This is a genomic window from Vibrio brasiliensis LMG 20546 (assembly GCF_000189255.1).
GTDB lineage: Bacteria > Pseudomonadota > Gammaproteobacteria > Enterobacterales > Vibrionaceae > Vibrio > Vibrio brasiliensis.
In genome coordinates this window covers 23,108-37,820 of sequence record NZ_AEVS01000115.1, presented here as the reverse complement: position 1 = coordinate 37,820, position 14,713 = coordinate 23,108, and the positions used below count along the sequence as shown (strand labels likewise).

The window sequence follows — 14,713 nt, the reverse complement described above, 5'->3', positions numbered from 1 at the left end:
AGGAAATAAAAGTGAATAAAACAATTAAAGCGGCTGGTCTTAGCCTTCTAGTGATGACGTCTTCTTTCTTTGCCAATGCTGCTGAAGCGGCACAAAAGATCGGCTACGTAAATACAGCTCAAGTATTTCAGTCACTTCCTCAACGTGAAGTTGTATTGCAGAAGATGCAAGAAGAGTTCAAAGACAAGGCTGACGAGCTGAAGGCGATCAAAGCGCAAGCTAAGACTAAGATTGAAAAGCTGCAGCGTGATGGTGAGCTACTAGGTCAGGAAGAAGTTGAAAAGCTTCGTATTGAAATTGGCCAGCTTGATAGCAAATACAAGATCAAAGGTCAGGCTCTAGAGCAAGCTTCTGCGCGTCGTGAAGCGCAAGAGAAGCAAAAACTGTTTATGGTTATTCAGGACGCAGTGAAAAAAGTGGCTGAAAAAGAAGGCTACGACATCATTGTTGATATTCAAACTATGCAGTACGGCAAACCTGAATTCAACGTAACAGAAAAAGTAATTAAACAACTAAAATAATTGATTATGGCGACACTTTCTTTAGCCGAATTGGCAACGATTACCGGGGGCGAGCTACATGGTGACGCGAATGCGACCGTCACTATGGTAGCACCAATGGATAAAGCTCAGGCGGGTCATGTGACCTTCCTGTCTAATCCTAAGTATGCAAAACACTTATCAGACTGCCAGGCAACAGTTGTGATGGTTAAAGAAGCGCAACGTGAACAGTGCGTAGGCAACGTTCTGGTTGTTGCTGACCCATATGTTGCATTTGCAAAGGTTGCTCAGGCGCTTGATACCACTCCACAACCAGCTGAGGCTATCGCGCCTTCTGCTGTCATTGCCAGCGATGCCAAACTAGGTACTAATGTGTCTGTTGGTGCGAATGCGGTTATTGAATCTGGTGTTGAGCTTGGTGATAACGCAGTCATTGGCGCAGGCTGTTTTATTGGTAAAAACGCCAAGATTGGTGCTAACACGAAACTTTGGTCAAACGTGAGCGTTTATCACAAAGTTGAGATTGGTACTGATTGTCTGATTCAAGCGAATACTGTTATCGGCTCTGACGGTTTTGGCTATGCGAACGAAAAAGGCGAGTGGGTTAAGATTCCACAACTAGGCACCGTTCGTATTGGTAACCGTGTTGAGATCGGTTCATGTACCACTATAGATCGCGGTGCTCTGGACGATACGGTTATTGAAGATAACGTTATTCTTGATAACCAACTGCAAATCGCTCACAACGTACACATCGGATATGGTACAGCGATGGCTGGTGGTACCATTGTCGCGGGCAGTACGACTATTGGTAAGTACTGTATCATTGGCGGTGGCACCGTTATCAACGGCCACATCGAAATCGCTGATGGCGTAACCATTACCGGTATGGGTATGGTGATGCGCGGTATTGATGAAAAAGGTATGTACTCTTCAGGTATTCCGCTACAACCAAATAAAGAGTGGCGTAAGACTGCGGCTCGTGTTCATCGTATTGATGAGATGAACAAGCGCCTGAAAGCTGTAGAAAAACAGCTAGAGAACAAAGAAGACGCCTAGTTCTAGATGAAATAAAAAAGGCTCGCGTATTGCGGGTCTTTTTCATCTATAATGCCTGTCAGATAGAAATTAGCATTCAACATAGGAATATGACTTTGACTACTGAAAACAAAACGATGAACATCACTGAAATTCAGGAATTGCTACCTCATCGCTACCCATTTTTGCTGATTGATCGTGTTATCGACTTTCAAGAAGAGAAATACCTTACTGCGATTAAAAACGTTTCAGTGAATGAACCTCAGTTTACAGGTCATTTCCCTCAACTACCTGTATTCCCGGGTGTACTTATTCTTGAAGCTATGGCTCAGGCAACAGGTCTGCTAGCATTCAAATCGTTTGGTGCTCCTTCGGAAAACGAACTTTACTACTTCGCTAGCGTTGATGGCGCAAAATTCCGTAAACCAGTTGTTCCAGGTGACCAACTAGTGATCGAAGTAGAATTTATTAAAGAGCGCCGTGGCATTGCTGCCTTCAAAGGTACAGCGAAAGTTGACGGTGAAGTTGTCTGTTCTGCAGAGCTAAAATGTGCTCGTCGAGAGTTTTAATATGATTCATGAAACGGCTCAAATTCATCCTTCAGCAGTAATTGAAGGAGACGTTAAGATTGCAGCCAATGTTACTGTTGGTCCATTCACCTATATCTCTGGCAACATTGAAATTGGTGAAGGCACTGAAGTGATGTCACACGTTGTAATCAAAGGTCACACCACAATTGGTAAAGAGAATCGCATTTTCCCACACGCTGTTATTGGTGAAGAGAACCAAGACAAGAAGTATGGTGGTGAAGCGACGACTGTTGTGATCGGCGATCGTAATGTCATTCGTGAAGCGGTACAGATCCACCGAGGCACGACGCAAGACAAAGCAACAACTGTTATTGGTAATGACAACCTACTGTGTGTTAATGCGCACATCGCTCATGATGTTATCGTTGGTAATCATACACACGTTGGTAACAACGCTATTCTGGGCGGCCACGTAACGGTTGAAGATTACGCGGGTGTTATGGCTCTTTCTGCGATTCACCCATTCTGTAAAGTGGGTGCCTACAGTTACATTGGTGGTTGTTCGGCGGTAGTGAAAGATGTACCACCATACGTTCTTGCTCAAGGTAACCACGCGACACCATTTGGTCTGAACCTTGTAGGTCTGCAGCGTAATGGCTTTGAAAAAGCAGAATTGCGTGCACTACGTAATGCTTACAAAGAGTTTTACCGTGCAGGCAAGACTCAGGCTGAAGCGAAAGTTGTTCTTGAAGAGATGGCGAAAGACTGGCCATCGATCAAACACTTTGTTGAGTTTGTGGAAACTTCTGAGCGTGGCGTTATTCGCTAACCCATCGTTCGCGTGAATTGTAAAAGATCGTGGTCATATGGCTGCGGTCTTTTTTGCGTTTTATAGCAATCAATCAGATAGGTTATTCAGCAATGGAAAAACCATTACGAATTGGAATCGTCGCCGGCGAATTGTCAGGAGATACGCTCGGTGAAGGCTTTATCCGTGCGATAAAAGCTCAGTACCCAAATGCTGAGTTTGTCGGTATCGGTGGACCAAAAATGATCGCTCAGGGCTGCCAATCCTTGTTTGATATGGAAGAGCTGGCAGTGATGGGCTTAGTCGAAGTTCTCGGTCGCCTGCCACGATTACTGAAAGTCAAAGCTGAGTTGGTTAAGTTCTTTACTGAAAACCCACCTGACGTGTTTGTCGGAATTGATGCTCCGGACTTTAACCTGCGACTAGAGCTTGATTTAAAGCAGGCTGGGATTAAGACCGTCCATTATGTCAGCCCATCAGTATGGGCATGGCGCCAAAAACGTATTTTCAAAATTGAAGCGGCAACCAATCTGGTTTTGGCATTCCTACCATTTGAAAAAGCGTTTTACGATAAATTTAATGTACCTTGTGAGTTTATTGGTCACACACTTGCTGACGCGATTCCTATGGTGTCAGAGAAAGCTCCTGCCAGAGAACTGCTTGGCTTGGAGAAAGATAAACAGTGGTTAGCAGTCTTACCAGGTAGCCGTGGTAGTGAACTGAAAATGCTCGCAGAGCCTTTTATCAAAGCGTGTCAGTTGCTTCATAAACAGCACCCTGATTTAGGCTTTGTTGTTGCGCTGGTTAACGAAAAGCGTCGTGAACAATTTGAACAGGCATGGCATGAGATTGCACCAGAACTCGACTTTAAACTGGTTAACGACACCGCTAAAAACGTCATTACAGCGGCAGACACTGTGATGCTGGCGTCAGGGACGGTTGCTCTGGAATGTATGCTGCTTAAACGCCCAATGGTAGTCGGCTATCGTGTTAATGCCATTACCGCGTTTATCGCTCGCCGCTTAGTGAAAACCAAGTATGTTTCATTGCCTAACATCCTGGCCGATCAAGAGTTGGTGAAAGAGTACCTGCTAGAAGAATGTACGCCTGACAATCTTGCTAACGAAGTCAACCGCCTAATAGACAATGGTGGCGACGAGATGATTGAAAAATTCACTGAAATGCATCAGTGGATTCGTAAAGATGCCGACAACCAGGCCGCTCAAGCGGTACTTAAACTGATTGGCAGAGAAAAAGATAATGACTAAACAGATGAAAGAACTTGCGCCGTTTGAATATCCTACAGGCTATCAGTTAGTTGCAGGTGTAGACGAAGTAGGGCGTGGACCACTGGTTGGTGATGTGGTGACAGCCGCTGTTATTCTTGATCCAAACAACCCGATCGAAGGTTTGAACGATTCGAAAAAATTGTCTGAGAAAAAGCGTCTCGCTTTACTACCTGAGATTAAAGAGAAGGCGCTGGCATGGTCAGTCGGGCGCTGCTCGCCTGAAGAAATTGATCAGTTGAATATTTTGCAAGCGACCATGGTTGCCATGCAGCGCGCAATTGCCGGGCTTGGGGTTCAGCCAGATCTGGCGCTTATCGATGGTAACCGCTGCCCTGAGCTGCCGATGGATTCTCAAGCCGTAGTTAAAGGTGATTTACGCGTCGCAGAAATCAGTGCCGCTTCGATCATTGCTAAAGTGGTTCGTGACCAAGAGATGGAAGAGTTAGATAAACTTCATCCACAGTTTGGCTTTGCCAAGCATAAAGGTTACCCGACCAAGGCTCATTTTGAGGCCATTGAGCAACACGGTGTGATTGAACAACATCGTAAGAGCTTTAAGCCAGTTAAGCGTGCGCTTGGCCTAGAGTAGAAAGCCCTGTTAAGGGGTATATAAGTCGACGTTTTTCACTTAAAATACCCCAATTCTGTACCAAATTTAGTTATCTTTCCGGACGATATTCATGTCAGACCCAAAGTTTATCCACCTTCGAGTTCATAGTGACTTCTCCATGGTTGACGGCTTGTCAAAAGTGCCGCCACTGGTTAAGAAAGTGGCTGAAATGGGCATGCCTGCTGTTGCTTTGACGGACTTTACTAACCTGTGTGGCTTAGTGAAGTTTTACGGCACCGCGCATGGATGTGGTGTGAAACCTATCATAGGCGCAGACTTTTTAATGCAGTCTGCGGAGTTTGGCGATGAACTGACCAAACTGACCGTTCTGGCGGCTGACAATACTGGTTATAAGAACCTGACACTGCTTATTTCGAAAGCTTATCTGCGTGGTCATGTTCAACACCAACCGGTTATTGATAAAGAGTGGCTGGTTGAACTGTCCGAAGGTGTGATTCTTCTTTCCGGCGGTAAGAGTGGTGAAATCGGTAAGGCGTTATTAAAGGGCAACCACAAAGTGGTTTCTGATTGTGTTGAGTTTTATCAGACTCATTTCCCTGATCGTTTTTACCTTGAGCTGACTCGTACTGGCCGAGCTGATGAAGAGAGTTACCTCCACTTTGCTCTGGAGTTAGCAGAGCAAGCCGAATTGCCGGTCGTGGCGACCAACGATGTGGTTATTCTCGATGAATCACTGTTCGACGCTCACGAGATCCGCGTTGCAATCCATGATGGTTACACTCTGGAAGATCCGCGCCGACCTAAAAACTACAGTGCTCAGCAATATCTGCGTAGCGAAGAGGAGATGTGTGAACTGTTCTCAGACATCCCGGAAGCGCTGGAAAACAGTGTTGAGATTGCTAAGCGTTGTAACGTCACTGTTCGTCTTGGTGAGTACTTCCTTCCAGCGTTCCCGACAGAAGGCATGGAAGAGACCGAATTTCTGGTCATGAAGTCAGAAGAGGGACTGGAAGAGCGTCTAGAGTTCCTATTCCCAGATCCTAAAGTTCGAGAAGAACGCCGCCCAGAATACGATGAGCGTCTTAAAGTCGAACTGGAAGTAATCAACAACATGGGTTTCCCGGGTTACTTCTTGATCGTAATGGAGTTCATCCAGTGGTCTAAAGATAACGACATTCCGGTTGGTCCGGGACGTGGTTCTGGTGCGGGTTCTCTGGTTGCTTATGCTTTGAAGATCACCGACCTTGACCCACTTGAGTATGACCTGCTTTTCGAGCGATTCCTCAACCCTGAACGTGTCTCGATGCCCGATTTCGATGTCGACTTCTGTATGGATAAACGTGATCAGGTTATTGATCACGTAGCTGAAATGTATGGTCGCGATGCGGTATCTCAGATCATTACCTTTGGTACTATGGCGGCAAAAGCGGTAATCCGCGATGTCGGCCGTGTACTTGGTCATGGCTTTGGCTTTGTGGACCGTATCTCTAAGCTGGTCCCGCCAGATCCGGGTATGACGCTTGAGAAAGCATTTAAAGCTGAACCTGCGTTACCTGAGTTGTACGAAAACGACGAAGAGATTAAAGAACTGATCGACATGTGTCGCATTCTGGAAGGGTGTACACGAAACGCAGGTAAACACGCTGGTGGCGTGGTAATTTCTCCAACCACCATCACTGACTTTGCGCCGATCTATGCCGATGCGGAAGGTCATTTCCCTGTTACTCAGTTTGATAAGAACGACGTAGAAACAGCGGGTCTGGTTAAGTTCGACTTCTTGGGCCTACGAACACTGACCATCATCGACTGGGCGCTAGGGTTGATTAACCCACGTCTGGAACGAGAAGGTAAAGCGCCAGTCGCGATCGAATCGATTCCATTAGACGATCTGGCATCGTTCAACTTACTGCAAAACTCAGAAACGACAGCGGTATTCCAGCTCGAATCCCGTGGTATGAAAGAGCTGATCAAACGTCTGCAGCCAGACTGTTTTGAAGATATCATCGCACTGGTAGCCCTTTTCCGTCCGGGGCCGCTGCAATCAGGGATGGTAGATAACTTTATCGACCGTAAGCATGGTCGGGAAGCAATCTCATACCCGGATGAAACATGGCAGCACGAATCTCTTAAAGAGACCCTAGATCCGACCTACGGTATCATCCTGTATCAGGAACAGGTAATGCAGATCGCTCAGATTCTGGCAGGTTACACCTTGGGTGGTGCGGACATGCTGCGTCGTGCGATGGGTAAGAAGAAGCCAGAAGAGATGGCCAAGCAGCGTGGTACCTTCAAAGAGGGTGCTGAAAAGAACGGTGTAGATGGCGAACTGGCGATGAAGATCTTCGACCTGGTGGAGAAGTTCGCGGGTTACGGCTTTAACAAATCTCACTCGGCTGCTTACGCGCTGGTTTCCTACCAGACCCTTTGGTTAAAAACGCACTACCCAGCGGAGTTTATGGCTGCGGTAATGACAGCGGATATGGATAACACTGAGAAGGTCGTTGGCCTTGTCGATGAGTGTTTCCGCATGAAGCTGAAAGTGCTGCCACCAGATATTAACGCAGGCCTGTATCGCTTTAATGTCGATGAAACAGGTGCGATTGTTTACGGCATTGGTGCAATTAAAGGGGTTGGTGAAGGCCCGATTGAAGCGATTCTTGAAGCGCGTAATAAAGGCGGCTACTTCAAAGACCTGTTTGACTTCTGTGCGCGAATCGACCTGAAGAAGGTCAATAAGCGTGTTATCGAAAAACTTATTTATGCTGGTGCTCTTGACCGCCTTGGCCCACACCGTGCAGCGATGATGGCTTCGTTAGCCGATGCTGTAAAAGCGGCTAGCCAACACCATCAGGCGGAAGCATTTGGTCAAAGCGATCTGTTTGGGGTACTGACTGAAGCGCCTGAAGAAGTTGAGCACAAATATACTAAGGTTGAGCCTTGGCCAGAGAAAGTCTGGTTAGAGGGAGAGCGTGACACACTCGGCCTTTATTTAACTGGTCACCCAATTAATGCCTACATTAAGGAACTTGGTAAGTACACCAGTTGTCGACTAAAAGACGCAACACCAACAAGACGTGACCAGAGTGTGACCATTGCCGGTCTGGTTATTGCTGCGCGAGTGATGACCACTAAGCGTGGTACGCGAATCGGTCTTATGACATTAGATGACCGGAGTGGCCGAATGGAGGTCATGCTGTTCTCTGATGCGCTTGATAGATACGCAGAATTGTTAGAAAAAGATAAAATTTTGGTTGTTTCTGGACAGGTCAGCTTTGATGATTTCAATGGTGGTCTTAAAATGTCCGCGCGCGAGGTTATGGATCTCGGGACCGCTCGTGAAAAATATGCACGAGGCCTATCGGTTTCGATCGATGAATCTCAAATAAATGACCGATTTTTTGAGCGATTTAGTCAAATACTAGAGCCTCATCGGGCGGGGAGCGTTCCTGTCCATGTATACTACCAACGCTCTGATGCGCGAGCGCGTTTGACGTTGGGTACAGAATGGCGAGTTACGCCAAGTGACGCATTATTAGATGATTTAAAACAACTACTTGGGAAAGGCCAGGTAGAACTCGAATTTAACTAAGTTCGGCACATGGTTGCCGAATAATAAAGGATCTATAGATGAGCCTGAACTTTTTAGAATTTGAAAAGCCAATCGCAGAGCTAGAAGCAAAAATTGAAGCACTTCGTGATGTATCACGTCACGGTGGTGAGTCTGGTGTTGATCTTGAAAAAGAGATCGAACAGCTAGAGAAAAAGAGCCTGGAGCTTAAGAAGAAGACATTCAGCGATCTTGGTGCTTGGGAAACTGCCCAGCTTGCTCGTCACCCACAGCGTCCTTACACGCTTGATTACATTGAGCACGTATTTACTGAGTTCGATGAACTTGCTGGTGATCGCCACTACGCAGATGATAAAGCGATTGTTGGTGGTATGGCGCGTCTGAATGGTCGTCCAGTGATGATCATCGGTCATCAAAAAGGTCGTGAGACAAAAGAGAAAGTAAAACGTAACTTCGGTATGCCAAAGCCAGAAGGTTACCGTAAAGCGCTACGTCTGATGCAGACGGCAGAGCGTTTTAACATGCCTATCATTACTTTCATCGATACTGCGGGTGCATACCCAGGTGTTGGTGCTGAAGAGCGCGGTCAATCTGAAGCTATCGCAACTAACCTGAAAGTGATGGCTGGCCTGAAAGTGCCGGTTATCTGTAACGTTGTCGGTGAGGGCGGTTCAGGTGGTGCACTAGCTATCGGTGTTGGTGACTACGTAAACATGCTTCAGTACTCGACTTACTCAGTAATCTCTCCAGAAGGTTGTGCTTCAATCCTATGGCGTGATTCTGATAAAGCCCCACAAGCCGCTGAAGCTATGGGTCTGATTGCACCTCGCCTGAAAGAACTTGAGCTAATCGATGAAATCATCGAAGAGCCACTAGGTGGTGCGCACCGTGATCACCTACAAATGGCGCAGAACATGAAAGACACACTAGTTCGTCAGCTTGAAGAGCTAGGACAGTTTGACAACGACACGCTACTAGAGCGTCGTTACCAGCGTCTGATGAGCTACGGTTACTGCTAATCACGACTGATTACTCGAAAAGGCTGAACTTAGGTTCAGCCTTTTTTGTTTCCGGTGATAAACTAACGTTTTCTTCCTTTGATTGCTTACGATTATGAGCCTGAAATCCACCTTTGCTGATGTCATTGAACGTTACTCTCAAGCCCAAAAAAGATTGGTGCTTGGGCTGAGTGGTGGATTGGATTCAAGGGTGATGCTTGAGCTGATGGCTGAGTACTGTCACAACAGACAGCTAGAGTGTTTAGCCATTCATGTTCATCATGGTTTAAGTGCCAATGCAGACCAGTGGGCAATGCAGTGCCAGCATTGGTGTGACTCGCTCGGTGTCCCTTTAGTGATTGAGCGAGTGCAGTTAGATAGTAAAGGACGTAGTCTGGAAGAGAGTGCCCGAGAGGCCAGATACCAAGCGATCGCCCGTCATCTCAATGACGATGATTTACTGCTTACCGGCCAGCACTGTGATGATCAACTCGAGACATTTTTACTTGCGCTCAAGCGTGGTAGCGGGCCAAAAGGCTTATCTGCCATGGCACACGCAATGCCATTTGCTTCCAGTTTAATTGTCAGACCTTTATTAACCTCAACGCGTCAGCAGATCGAAGAGTATGCACGGCAACATCAACTGAGCTGGGTTGAAGATGAGAGCAACCTTGACCAACGCTTTGACCGAAACTTTATTCGCCATACCATCTCTCCGCCATTGATCGAACGTTGGCCGCAGATTTACCAGTCGGTGCAGCGCACTGCGGAGTTGTGTGCAGAACAAGAGGCGCTACTGGATGAATTATTGGCTGATAAATTCACAAGCGTACACTGCAGTGATGGTAGTCTGGATATCACTAAGCTTGCCACTTATAGCGATGCGGTACGCAGCCGATTAATACGGATGTGGTTAGCGGGTCAGGATGTTCGTATGCCATCGCGAGAGCAACTTAAGCTGATCTGGCCTCAAGTTGCTTGTGCTCAACAGGATGCTAACCCGCAGTTGGTTATCATTGATGGACAGGTTCGACGTTATGCCGGGCGACTCTATTTGGTTAAACAGTGGCAGTCGCTGGCAAATTGGAAGCAGGCTATCGAGTTAGAACAGACCTGTCAGTTACCCGACTCACTCGGCAGCTTATCTTTGCGTAGTGCAGCCAATGGACAGTTATCTAAACAGGCGTTAAGTAACGGAAAGTTAGAGGTTATTTTTGAGCCACAGGGGCTTACCGCTCATCCAGTTGGGCGTGGGCATAGCAGGAAGCTGAAAAAATTATTCCAAGAATATGATATTCCAAGCTGGTTAAGACGTAGAACACCTATATTAATCTGTGATCAGCAAGTGGTAGCGGTTGGTGATTTATTTATTGATCGTCATTTTGCAGGTCAGGATTGTGAACTCATCTGGGACAAGCCATTGTTGTTTATGTAAAATTGTATACATAATAACGCACAACTAATATGGAATTATAAGGAAGAGCAATGAAGAAAATCGCTATTGGATTGGTAATTGGAATGGGTCTTCTAAGCGGTCAGGTACTGGCTGCTGGTGATGTAGCAGCAGGACAAGCGAAAGCAGCAGTGTGTGCTGCATGTCATGGTGCAGATGGTATTGCAACCATCCCAGGCTATCCAAACCTTAAAGGTCAGAATGAACAGTACATTGTGTCATCACTTAACGCTTACAAAAACAAAGAGCGCAACGGTGGTTTAGCCGCAGTAATGCAAGCGCAGGCTGCTGCACTCAGTGATGCAGATGTCGCTAACCTTGCAGCGTACTACGCAAGCTTAAAGTAACTCTGCAATGAGAATTCAGCCCGAGCATTAATCGCTCGGGCTTTTTATTACCTGACTATCGTGGGATAATGGCGCTAGTAACAATAGTTTAAGGGATGAACATGAAAAAGATTGAAGCCATCATTAAGCCGTTCAAATTAGATGACGTTCGTGAAGCGTTGGCAGAAGTTGGTATTACCGGCATGACGGTATCAGAAGTGAAAGGGTTTGGTCGTCAAAAAGGACACACTGAGCTATACCGTGGTGCAGAGTACATGGTTGACTTTCTACCTAAGGTGAAGCTTGAGATTGTCGTGACTGACGATGTGGCAGATCAGTGTGTAGATACCATTATCGAAACCGCTCAGACAGGTAAGATCGGCGACGGTAAAATCTTTATCACAGATGTAGAGCGTATCGTTCGAATTCGAACTGGCGAAGAAGACGAAGACGCCATTTAAGACACAGTTTGAAAAAAGAGCCGCATGGCTCTTTTTTAATTTTTGGATAGGTGGAAATGAAAAAAATTCGATTACTTGCTCTTCCTTTGCTAATTGCTGGCGTTGTATTTGCCGGTTACCAGACAGTTTTCAGCCTTCCACAACAGGCACAAATCTCCTCATACAACAGCGGGGAAGAACAGCTCTCCCTTCAGTGCTATAACAACGAGCAAGCGGCGGTGCTTGATGAAGACAATCGAATTAACCTATTAGTGTGGAATATTTATAAGCAGAATCGCGATACCTGGCGCAGCCGCTTAGATCAGTATGCGCAGGGCAAGCAGTTGGTGTTACTGCAGGAAGCCAGTATGACGCCGCAGCTTAAAGAGTGGATCAGCAAGGGGCAGTGGTTCGGCAGTCAGGTTGATGCGTTTAAGGCATTTGACACCACAGCAGGGGTATTGAACCTGTCTCTTGATTCACCATCTAAAGCTTGCGCCTACACTGAACTGGAACCCTGGCTTCGTCTGCCTAAATCAGCACTCTATGCTCTCTACCCATTATCCAACGGTCAGCAATTGGCTGTGGTCAATATCCATGCGGTCAACTTTACTTATGGCACGGAGGAATACCATCGTCAACTGAAGGTGTTGGTTGATGAATTAAGTCAGCATCAGGGACCGGTTATTGTTGCCGGAGACTTCAATAGTTGGAGTGAGCAGCGACTTAAGGTGATGTCAGAATCACTTAGCGCGGTGGGGCTGAAAGAGGTCAATTATACCAGTGATAATCGAACCCAATTTATTACTGGTTTACCTCTGGACCATGTTTTTTATCGCGGTCTGAAGCTAGAAAAAGCAGAGGCGCCAATCTCTGACGCCTCTGACCATAATCCAATTTTAGTGACTTTTCACTTATAGCAGGGTGTGATTAAAAAATCACAATGTACAGCGCCCAGATAAGGTAGTAAGCCAACCATGGTAGCGCTGAAATCGCCAGTGCCTGACCACGTTCAAACTCAGTCCAGGTACCTACCGCGGCATAGCCTAAAGCAATGTACCATGGTAGTAGAAGCGGGAATGAGCTGGCAAACTGAGACCAAGGATTGGTCAGTGGCAGTTTCAGTAAACCATTAAGGCTATTCAGATCTGCGGCATACACTAGCACCTGACCGTGCTTTAGCAACACACTTACATAACTTGCCAGATCACCAATAATTGCTGGGAAGGTAATCACAGCACTGGCTGCAAACCACTTCCAAAAGCCGTGTTGATGTTGACTCGGCTTAGTCGCCAGATTGAACCAAAACGCCAGCATTAGAATGGTTAGTGTGCGGCCTGCAATATCGCTGATGATTTCACTCGCCATCAAAGTATTTGCATCAAGCAACTCAAGCTGTTTTGGATTAGTGACAGCCAATTGAGAGGCAAGAACTTCTCTTAACCACTCAAAGTTGACCATATCAAAGTAAGCGCCCCAAAATAGAAATGGAGAGAGAATCAAGAAGATGTATGGTTGCCAGCCCCATGCTCCGCGTTGGTAGAGAGCCAGAAAACAAGCGCTAGGCGAACGGAAAATATCGACTAGCATAATCAAAGGGTTACTTGACGGGTTCATACACTTACCTTAGTTACATCAACGTATAGTTTCAGCTTCTGACCTGGCTTGAGGTACTTCTGTTTGCTGAGGTCGTTCCATTTGACGATGTCATTGGACTTAACTTTAAACTTGCTGGCAATACCACTGATAGTGTCACCAGAACGTACGTTATAGAAGACAGTTCGAATGATGGCGCCATCTGAACTGTTTTTCCAAATCACTAGCTTCTGGCCAACACGCAGTGTGTCGCGTGGTCCCATGCCATTCCATTTTGCAAGAGACTGGTGCGAGACTTTGTTGGCACGAGCAATTGACCACAGACTATCACCAGAGCGTACAGTGTGAGTCAGTTTGTATTGACCACGAGTCTTAGCCTGAGTTTTTGCTAAGCGGTTTGATGCGCTAAGGGCATAGGCTTTGTCATCGCGGGTAGAGGTCGGGATCATCAAGTGTTGGCCGACACGGATGTTGTTACCGTTCAGATTGTTCGCCGTGCGAATCACTTTTGCTGTGGTGTTGTATTTCTGTGCCAGCACACTCAGGCTGTCACCAGATTTAACCTTGTAGCGTACAACCTTCATACCTTTGCCACGGTTCTGGCTCGCCGCGTTGTTAAACTGAGCGACATTCTCTACTGGCAGAAGTAATTGGTGAGGACCATCCGGTGCCGTAGCCCATTGGTTGTATGCTGGGTTCAGGCTTTGCAGCTGTTTGACACTGATACCTGCGTAATTGGCTGCGATAGCAAGGTCGAGTTGCTCTTTAGGGTTCACCAGTTCGACAACCTGTTGGTTGCTGATTGATGGAATGTCGAGACCGTACTTTTCTTGGTTGGCGACAATGTCAGCCAGAGCAAGAAGCTTTGGCACATAACCACTGGTCTCTTTTGGCAAGTCTAACGAGAAGAAATCAATCGGCTTACCCAGTTTTTTGTTCTTGCGGATTGCGCTTGAAACACGACCACCACCGCTGTTGTACGCGGCGATTGCGTGCGTCCAGTCACCATCGAAGCGTTTGTTAAGGTAAGTGAGGTAATCAAGTGCTGCATCAGTTGCTGCAGGAACATCGCGACGACCGTCGTACCAGAAGTTTTGCTTCAGACCGTACATCTCCCCGGTACCAGGCACGAATTGCCATAAACCTGCGGCACTACCATGAGAGTAGGCGAATGCGTCGAACGAACTTTCGACGACTGGCAGGAGTGCTAGCTCTAGTGGCAGACCACGTTGCTCAATTTTATCTGTGATCAGATATAGGAAAGGTTCAGCACGCTTTGATACGGTTTTGAGATGATTCGGGTGTTTTAGATACCAGGTGCGGTAATAGTCGACCAATTGATGGTCTGGGATCGGCATATCGAGCTGCATAGCGATACGCTGCCAGACATCTTGTTGAGTTTGCGGTGTGACCACAGGCTCTACTTTGACTACCGGCTTTTCCGGCTGAGCAACTGGCTCAGTCTGTTTAGTGGTTGGATTGTTTGTTTCCGGAGCAACGGCTTCTCCAGAATCGGTCGGCTGGGTAAGCTGACAACCTGTCAAAAGTAACGCTAATACCCAGCTGTGTTTAACTCGCATTGCACAGCCCTTTTTC

The 14,713-nt window shown here is 46.8% G+C and carries 14 protein-coding genes; 12 read left to right on the top strand and 2 right to left on the bottom strand.

The features are described 5' to 3' along the window. Positions 1 to 11 precede the first annotated feature (11 nt). The 12 genes from RH46_RS21050 to RH46_RS20995 all read left to right on the top strand — a co-directional run bounded on the left by RH46_RS21050 (position 12) and on the right by RH46_RS20995 (position 12,441). A complete protein-coding gene (locus RH46_RS21050; protein ID WP_006881548.1) occupies positions 12 to 521 on the top strand; it encodes an OmpH family outer membrane protein in 510 nt (169 codons plus the stop codon). Between the two features lie 6 nt (positions 522 to 527). Beyond that, a complete protein-coding gene (lpxD, locus tag RH46_RS21045) occupies positions 528 to 1,559 on the top strand; it encodes a UDP-3-O-(3-hydroxymyristoyl)glucosamine N-acyltransferase (RefSeq protein WP_006881547.1) in 1,032 nt (343 codons plus the stop codon). A 95-nt stretch (positions 1,560 to 1,654) separates the two neighbouring features. After that, complete coding sequence (fabZ, locus tag RH46_RS21040; RefSeq protein ID WP_006881546.1) at positions 1,655 to 2,107, top strand: 3-hydroxyacyl-ACP dehydratase FabZ; 453 nt, start codon at positions 1,655 to 1,657, stop codon at positions 2,105 to 2,107. A gap of 1 nt (position 2,108) precedes the next feature. Beyond that, positions 2,109 to 2,897, top strand: coding sequence for an acyl-ACP--UDP-N-acetylglucosamine O-acyltransferase (lpxA, locus tag RH46_RS21035; protein ID WP_006881545.1), 789 nt, complete (start codon positions 2,109 to 2,111; stop codon positions 2,895 to 2,897). Positions 2,898 to 2,989: 92 nt separating this feature from the next. Next, a complete protein-coding gene (gene lpxB / locus RH46_RS21030) occupies positions 2,990 to 4,144 on the top strand; it encodes a lipid-A-disaccharide synthase (protein ID WP_006881544.1) in 1,155 nt (384 codons plus the stop codon). Further along, on the top strand, positions 4,137 to 4,754 hold the full coding sequence (gene rnhB, locus RH46_RS21025; RefSeq protein WP_006881543.1) for a ribonuclease HII: 618 nt from the start codon (positions 4,137 to 4,139) through the stop codon (positions 4,752 to 4,754). Before lpxB ends, rnhB begins: the two co-directional genes overlap by 8 nt. A 91-nt stretch (positions 4,755 to 4,845) precedes the next feature. After that, on the top strand, positions 4,846 to 8,325 hold the full coding sequence (gene dnaE, locus RH46_RS21020; protein WP_006881542.1) for a DNA polymerase III subunit alpha: 3,480 nt from the start codon (positions 4,846 to 4,848) through the stop codon (positions 8,323 to 8,325). A 38-nt stretch (positions 8,326 to 8,363) separates the two neighbouring features. Next, on the top strand, positions 8,364 to 9,323 hold the full coding sequence (gene accA / locus RH46_RS21015) for an acetyl-CoA carboxylase carboxyl transferase subunit alpha (RefSeq protein WP_006881541.1): 960 nt from the start codon (positions 8,364 to 8,366) through the stop codon (positions 9,321 to 9,323). 94 nt (positions 9,324 to 9,417) lie between these two features. Next, positions 9,418 to 10,737 (top strand): tRNA lysidine(34) synthetase TilS, encoded by a 1,320-nt coding sequence (tilS, locus tag RH46_RS21010; RefSeq protein WP_006881540.1) that lies wholly within the window; start codon positions 9,418 to 9,420, stop codon positions 10,735 to 10,737. A gap of 50 nt (positions 10,738 to 10,787) precedes the next feature. Continuing rightward, on the top strand, positions 10,788 to 11,102 hold the full coding sequence (locus RH46_RS21005) for a c-type cytochrome (protein ID WP_006881539.1): 315 nt from the start codon (positions 10,788 to 10,790) through the stop codon (positions 11,100 to 11,102). Positions 11,103 to 11,203: 101 nt separating this feature from the next. Beyond that, complete coding sequence (gene glnB, locus RH46_RS21000; RefSeq protein ID WP_004744805.1) at positions 11,204 to 11,542, top strand: nitrogen regulatory protein P-II; 339 nt, start codon at positions 11,204 to 11,206, stop codon at positions 11,540 to 11,542. A gap of 56 nt (positions 11,543 to 11,598) precedes the next feature. Further along, positions 11,599 to 12,441 carry an endonuclease/exonuclease/phosphatase family protein gene (locus RH46_RS20995; RefSeq protein ID WP_006881538.1) on the top strand — a complete coding sequence of 281 codons (843 nt, stop codon included), beginning with the start codon at positions 11,599 to 11,601 and terminating at the stop codon, positions 12,439 to 12,441. A 10-nt stretch (positions 12,442 to 12,451) separates the two neighbouring features. Here RH46_RS20995 and RH46_RS20990 read toward each other — a convergent pair whose 3' ends face one another. Together RH46_RS20990 and RH46_RS20985 are read right to left on the bottom strand one after the other, a co-directional pair. Then, complete coding sequence (locus RH46_RS20990; protein ID WP_006881537.1) at positions 12,452 to 13,138, bottom strand: YIP1 family protein; 687 nt, start codon at positions 13,136 to 13,138, stop codon at positions 12,452 to 12,454. Further along, positions 13,135 to 14,697 (bottom strand): LysM peptidoglycan-binding domain-containing protein, encoded by a 1,563-nt coding sequence (locus RH46_RS20985; protein WP_006881536.1) that lies wholly within the window; start codon positions 14,695 to 14,697, stop codon positions 13,135 to 13,137. Before RH46_RS20985 ends, RH46_RS20990 begins: the two co-directional genes overlap by 4 nt. Positions 14,698 to 14,713: the final 16 nt, after the last annotated feature.

Excerpts from the sequence above, each read along its gene's own strand:
- lpxD (WP_006881547.1), top strand. The coding sequence starts at position 528 with ATGGCGACACTTTCTTTAGCCGAATTGGCAACGATTACCGGGGGCGAG.
- lpxA (WP_006881545.1), top strand. The coding sequence starts at position 2,109 with ATGATTCATGAAACGGCTCAAATTCATCCTTCAGCAGTAATTGAAGGA.
- lpxB (WP_006881544.1), top strand. The coding sequence starts at position 2,990 with ATGGAAAAACCATTACGAATTGGAATCGTCGCCGGCGAATTGTCAGGA.
- rnhB (WP_006881543.1), top strand. The coding sequence starts at position 4,137 with ATGACTAAACAGATGAAAGAACTTGCGCCGTTTGAATATCCTACAGGC.
- dnaE (WP_006881542.1), top strand. The coding sequence starts at position 4,846 with ATGTCAGACCCAAAGTTTATCCACCTTCGAGTTCATAGTGACTTCTCC.
- accA (WP_006881541.1), top strand. The coding sequence starts at position 8,364 with ATGAGCCTGAACTTTTTAGAATTTGAAAAGCCAATCGCAGAGCTAGAA.
- tilS (WP_006881540.1), top strand. The coding sequence starts at position 9,418 with ATGAGCCTGAAATCCACCTTTGCTGATGTCATTGAACGTTACTCTCAA.
- RH46_RS21005 (WP_006881539.1), top strand. The coding sequence starts at position 10,788 with ATGAAGAAAATCGCTATTGGATTGGTAATTGGAATGGGTCTTCTAAGC.
- glnB (WP_004744805.1), top strand. The coding sequence starts at position 11,204 with ATGAAAAAGATTGAAGCCATCATTAAGCCGTTCAAATTAGATGACGTT.
- RH46_RS20995 (WP_006881538.1), top strand. The coding sequence starts at position 11,599 with ATGAAAAAAATTCGATTACTTGCTCTTCCTTTGCTAATTGCTGGCGTT.
- RH46_RS20990 (WP_006881537.1), bottom strand. The coding sequence starts at position 13,138 with ATGAACCCGTCAAGTAACCCTTTGATTATGCTAGTCGATATTTTCCGT.
- RH46_RS20985 (WP_006881536.1), bottom strand. The coding sequence starts at position 14,697 with ATGCGAGTTAAACACAGCTGGGTATTAGCGTTACTTTTGACAGGTTGT.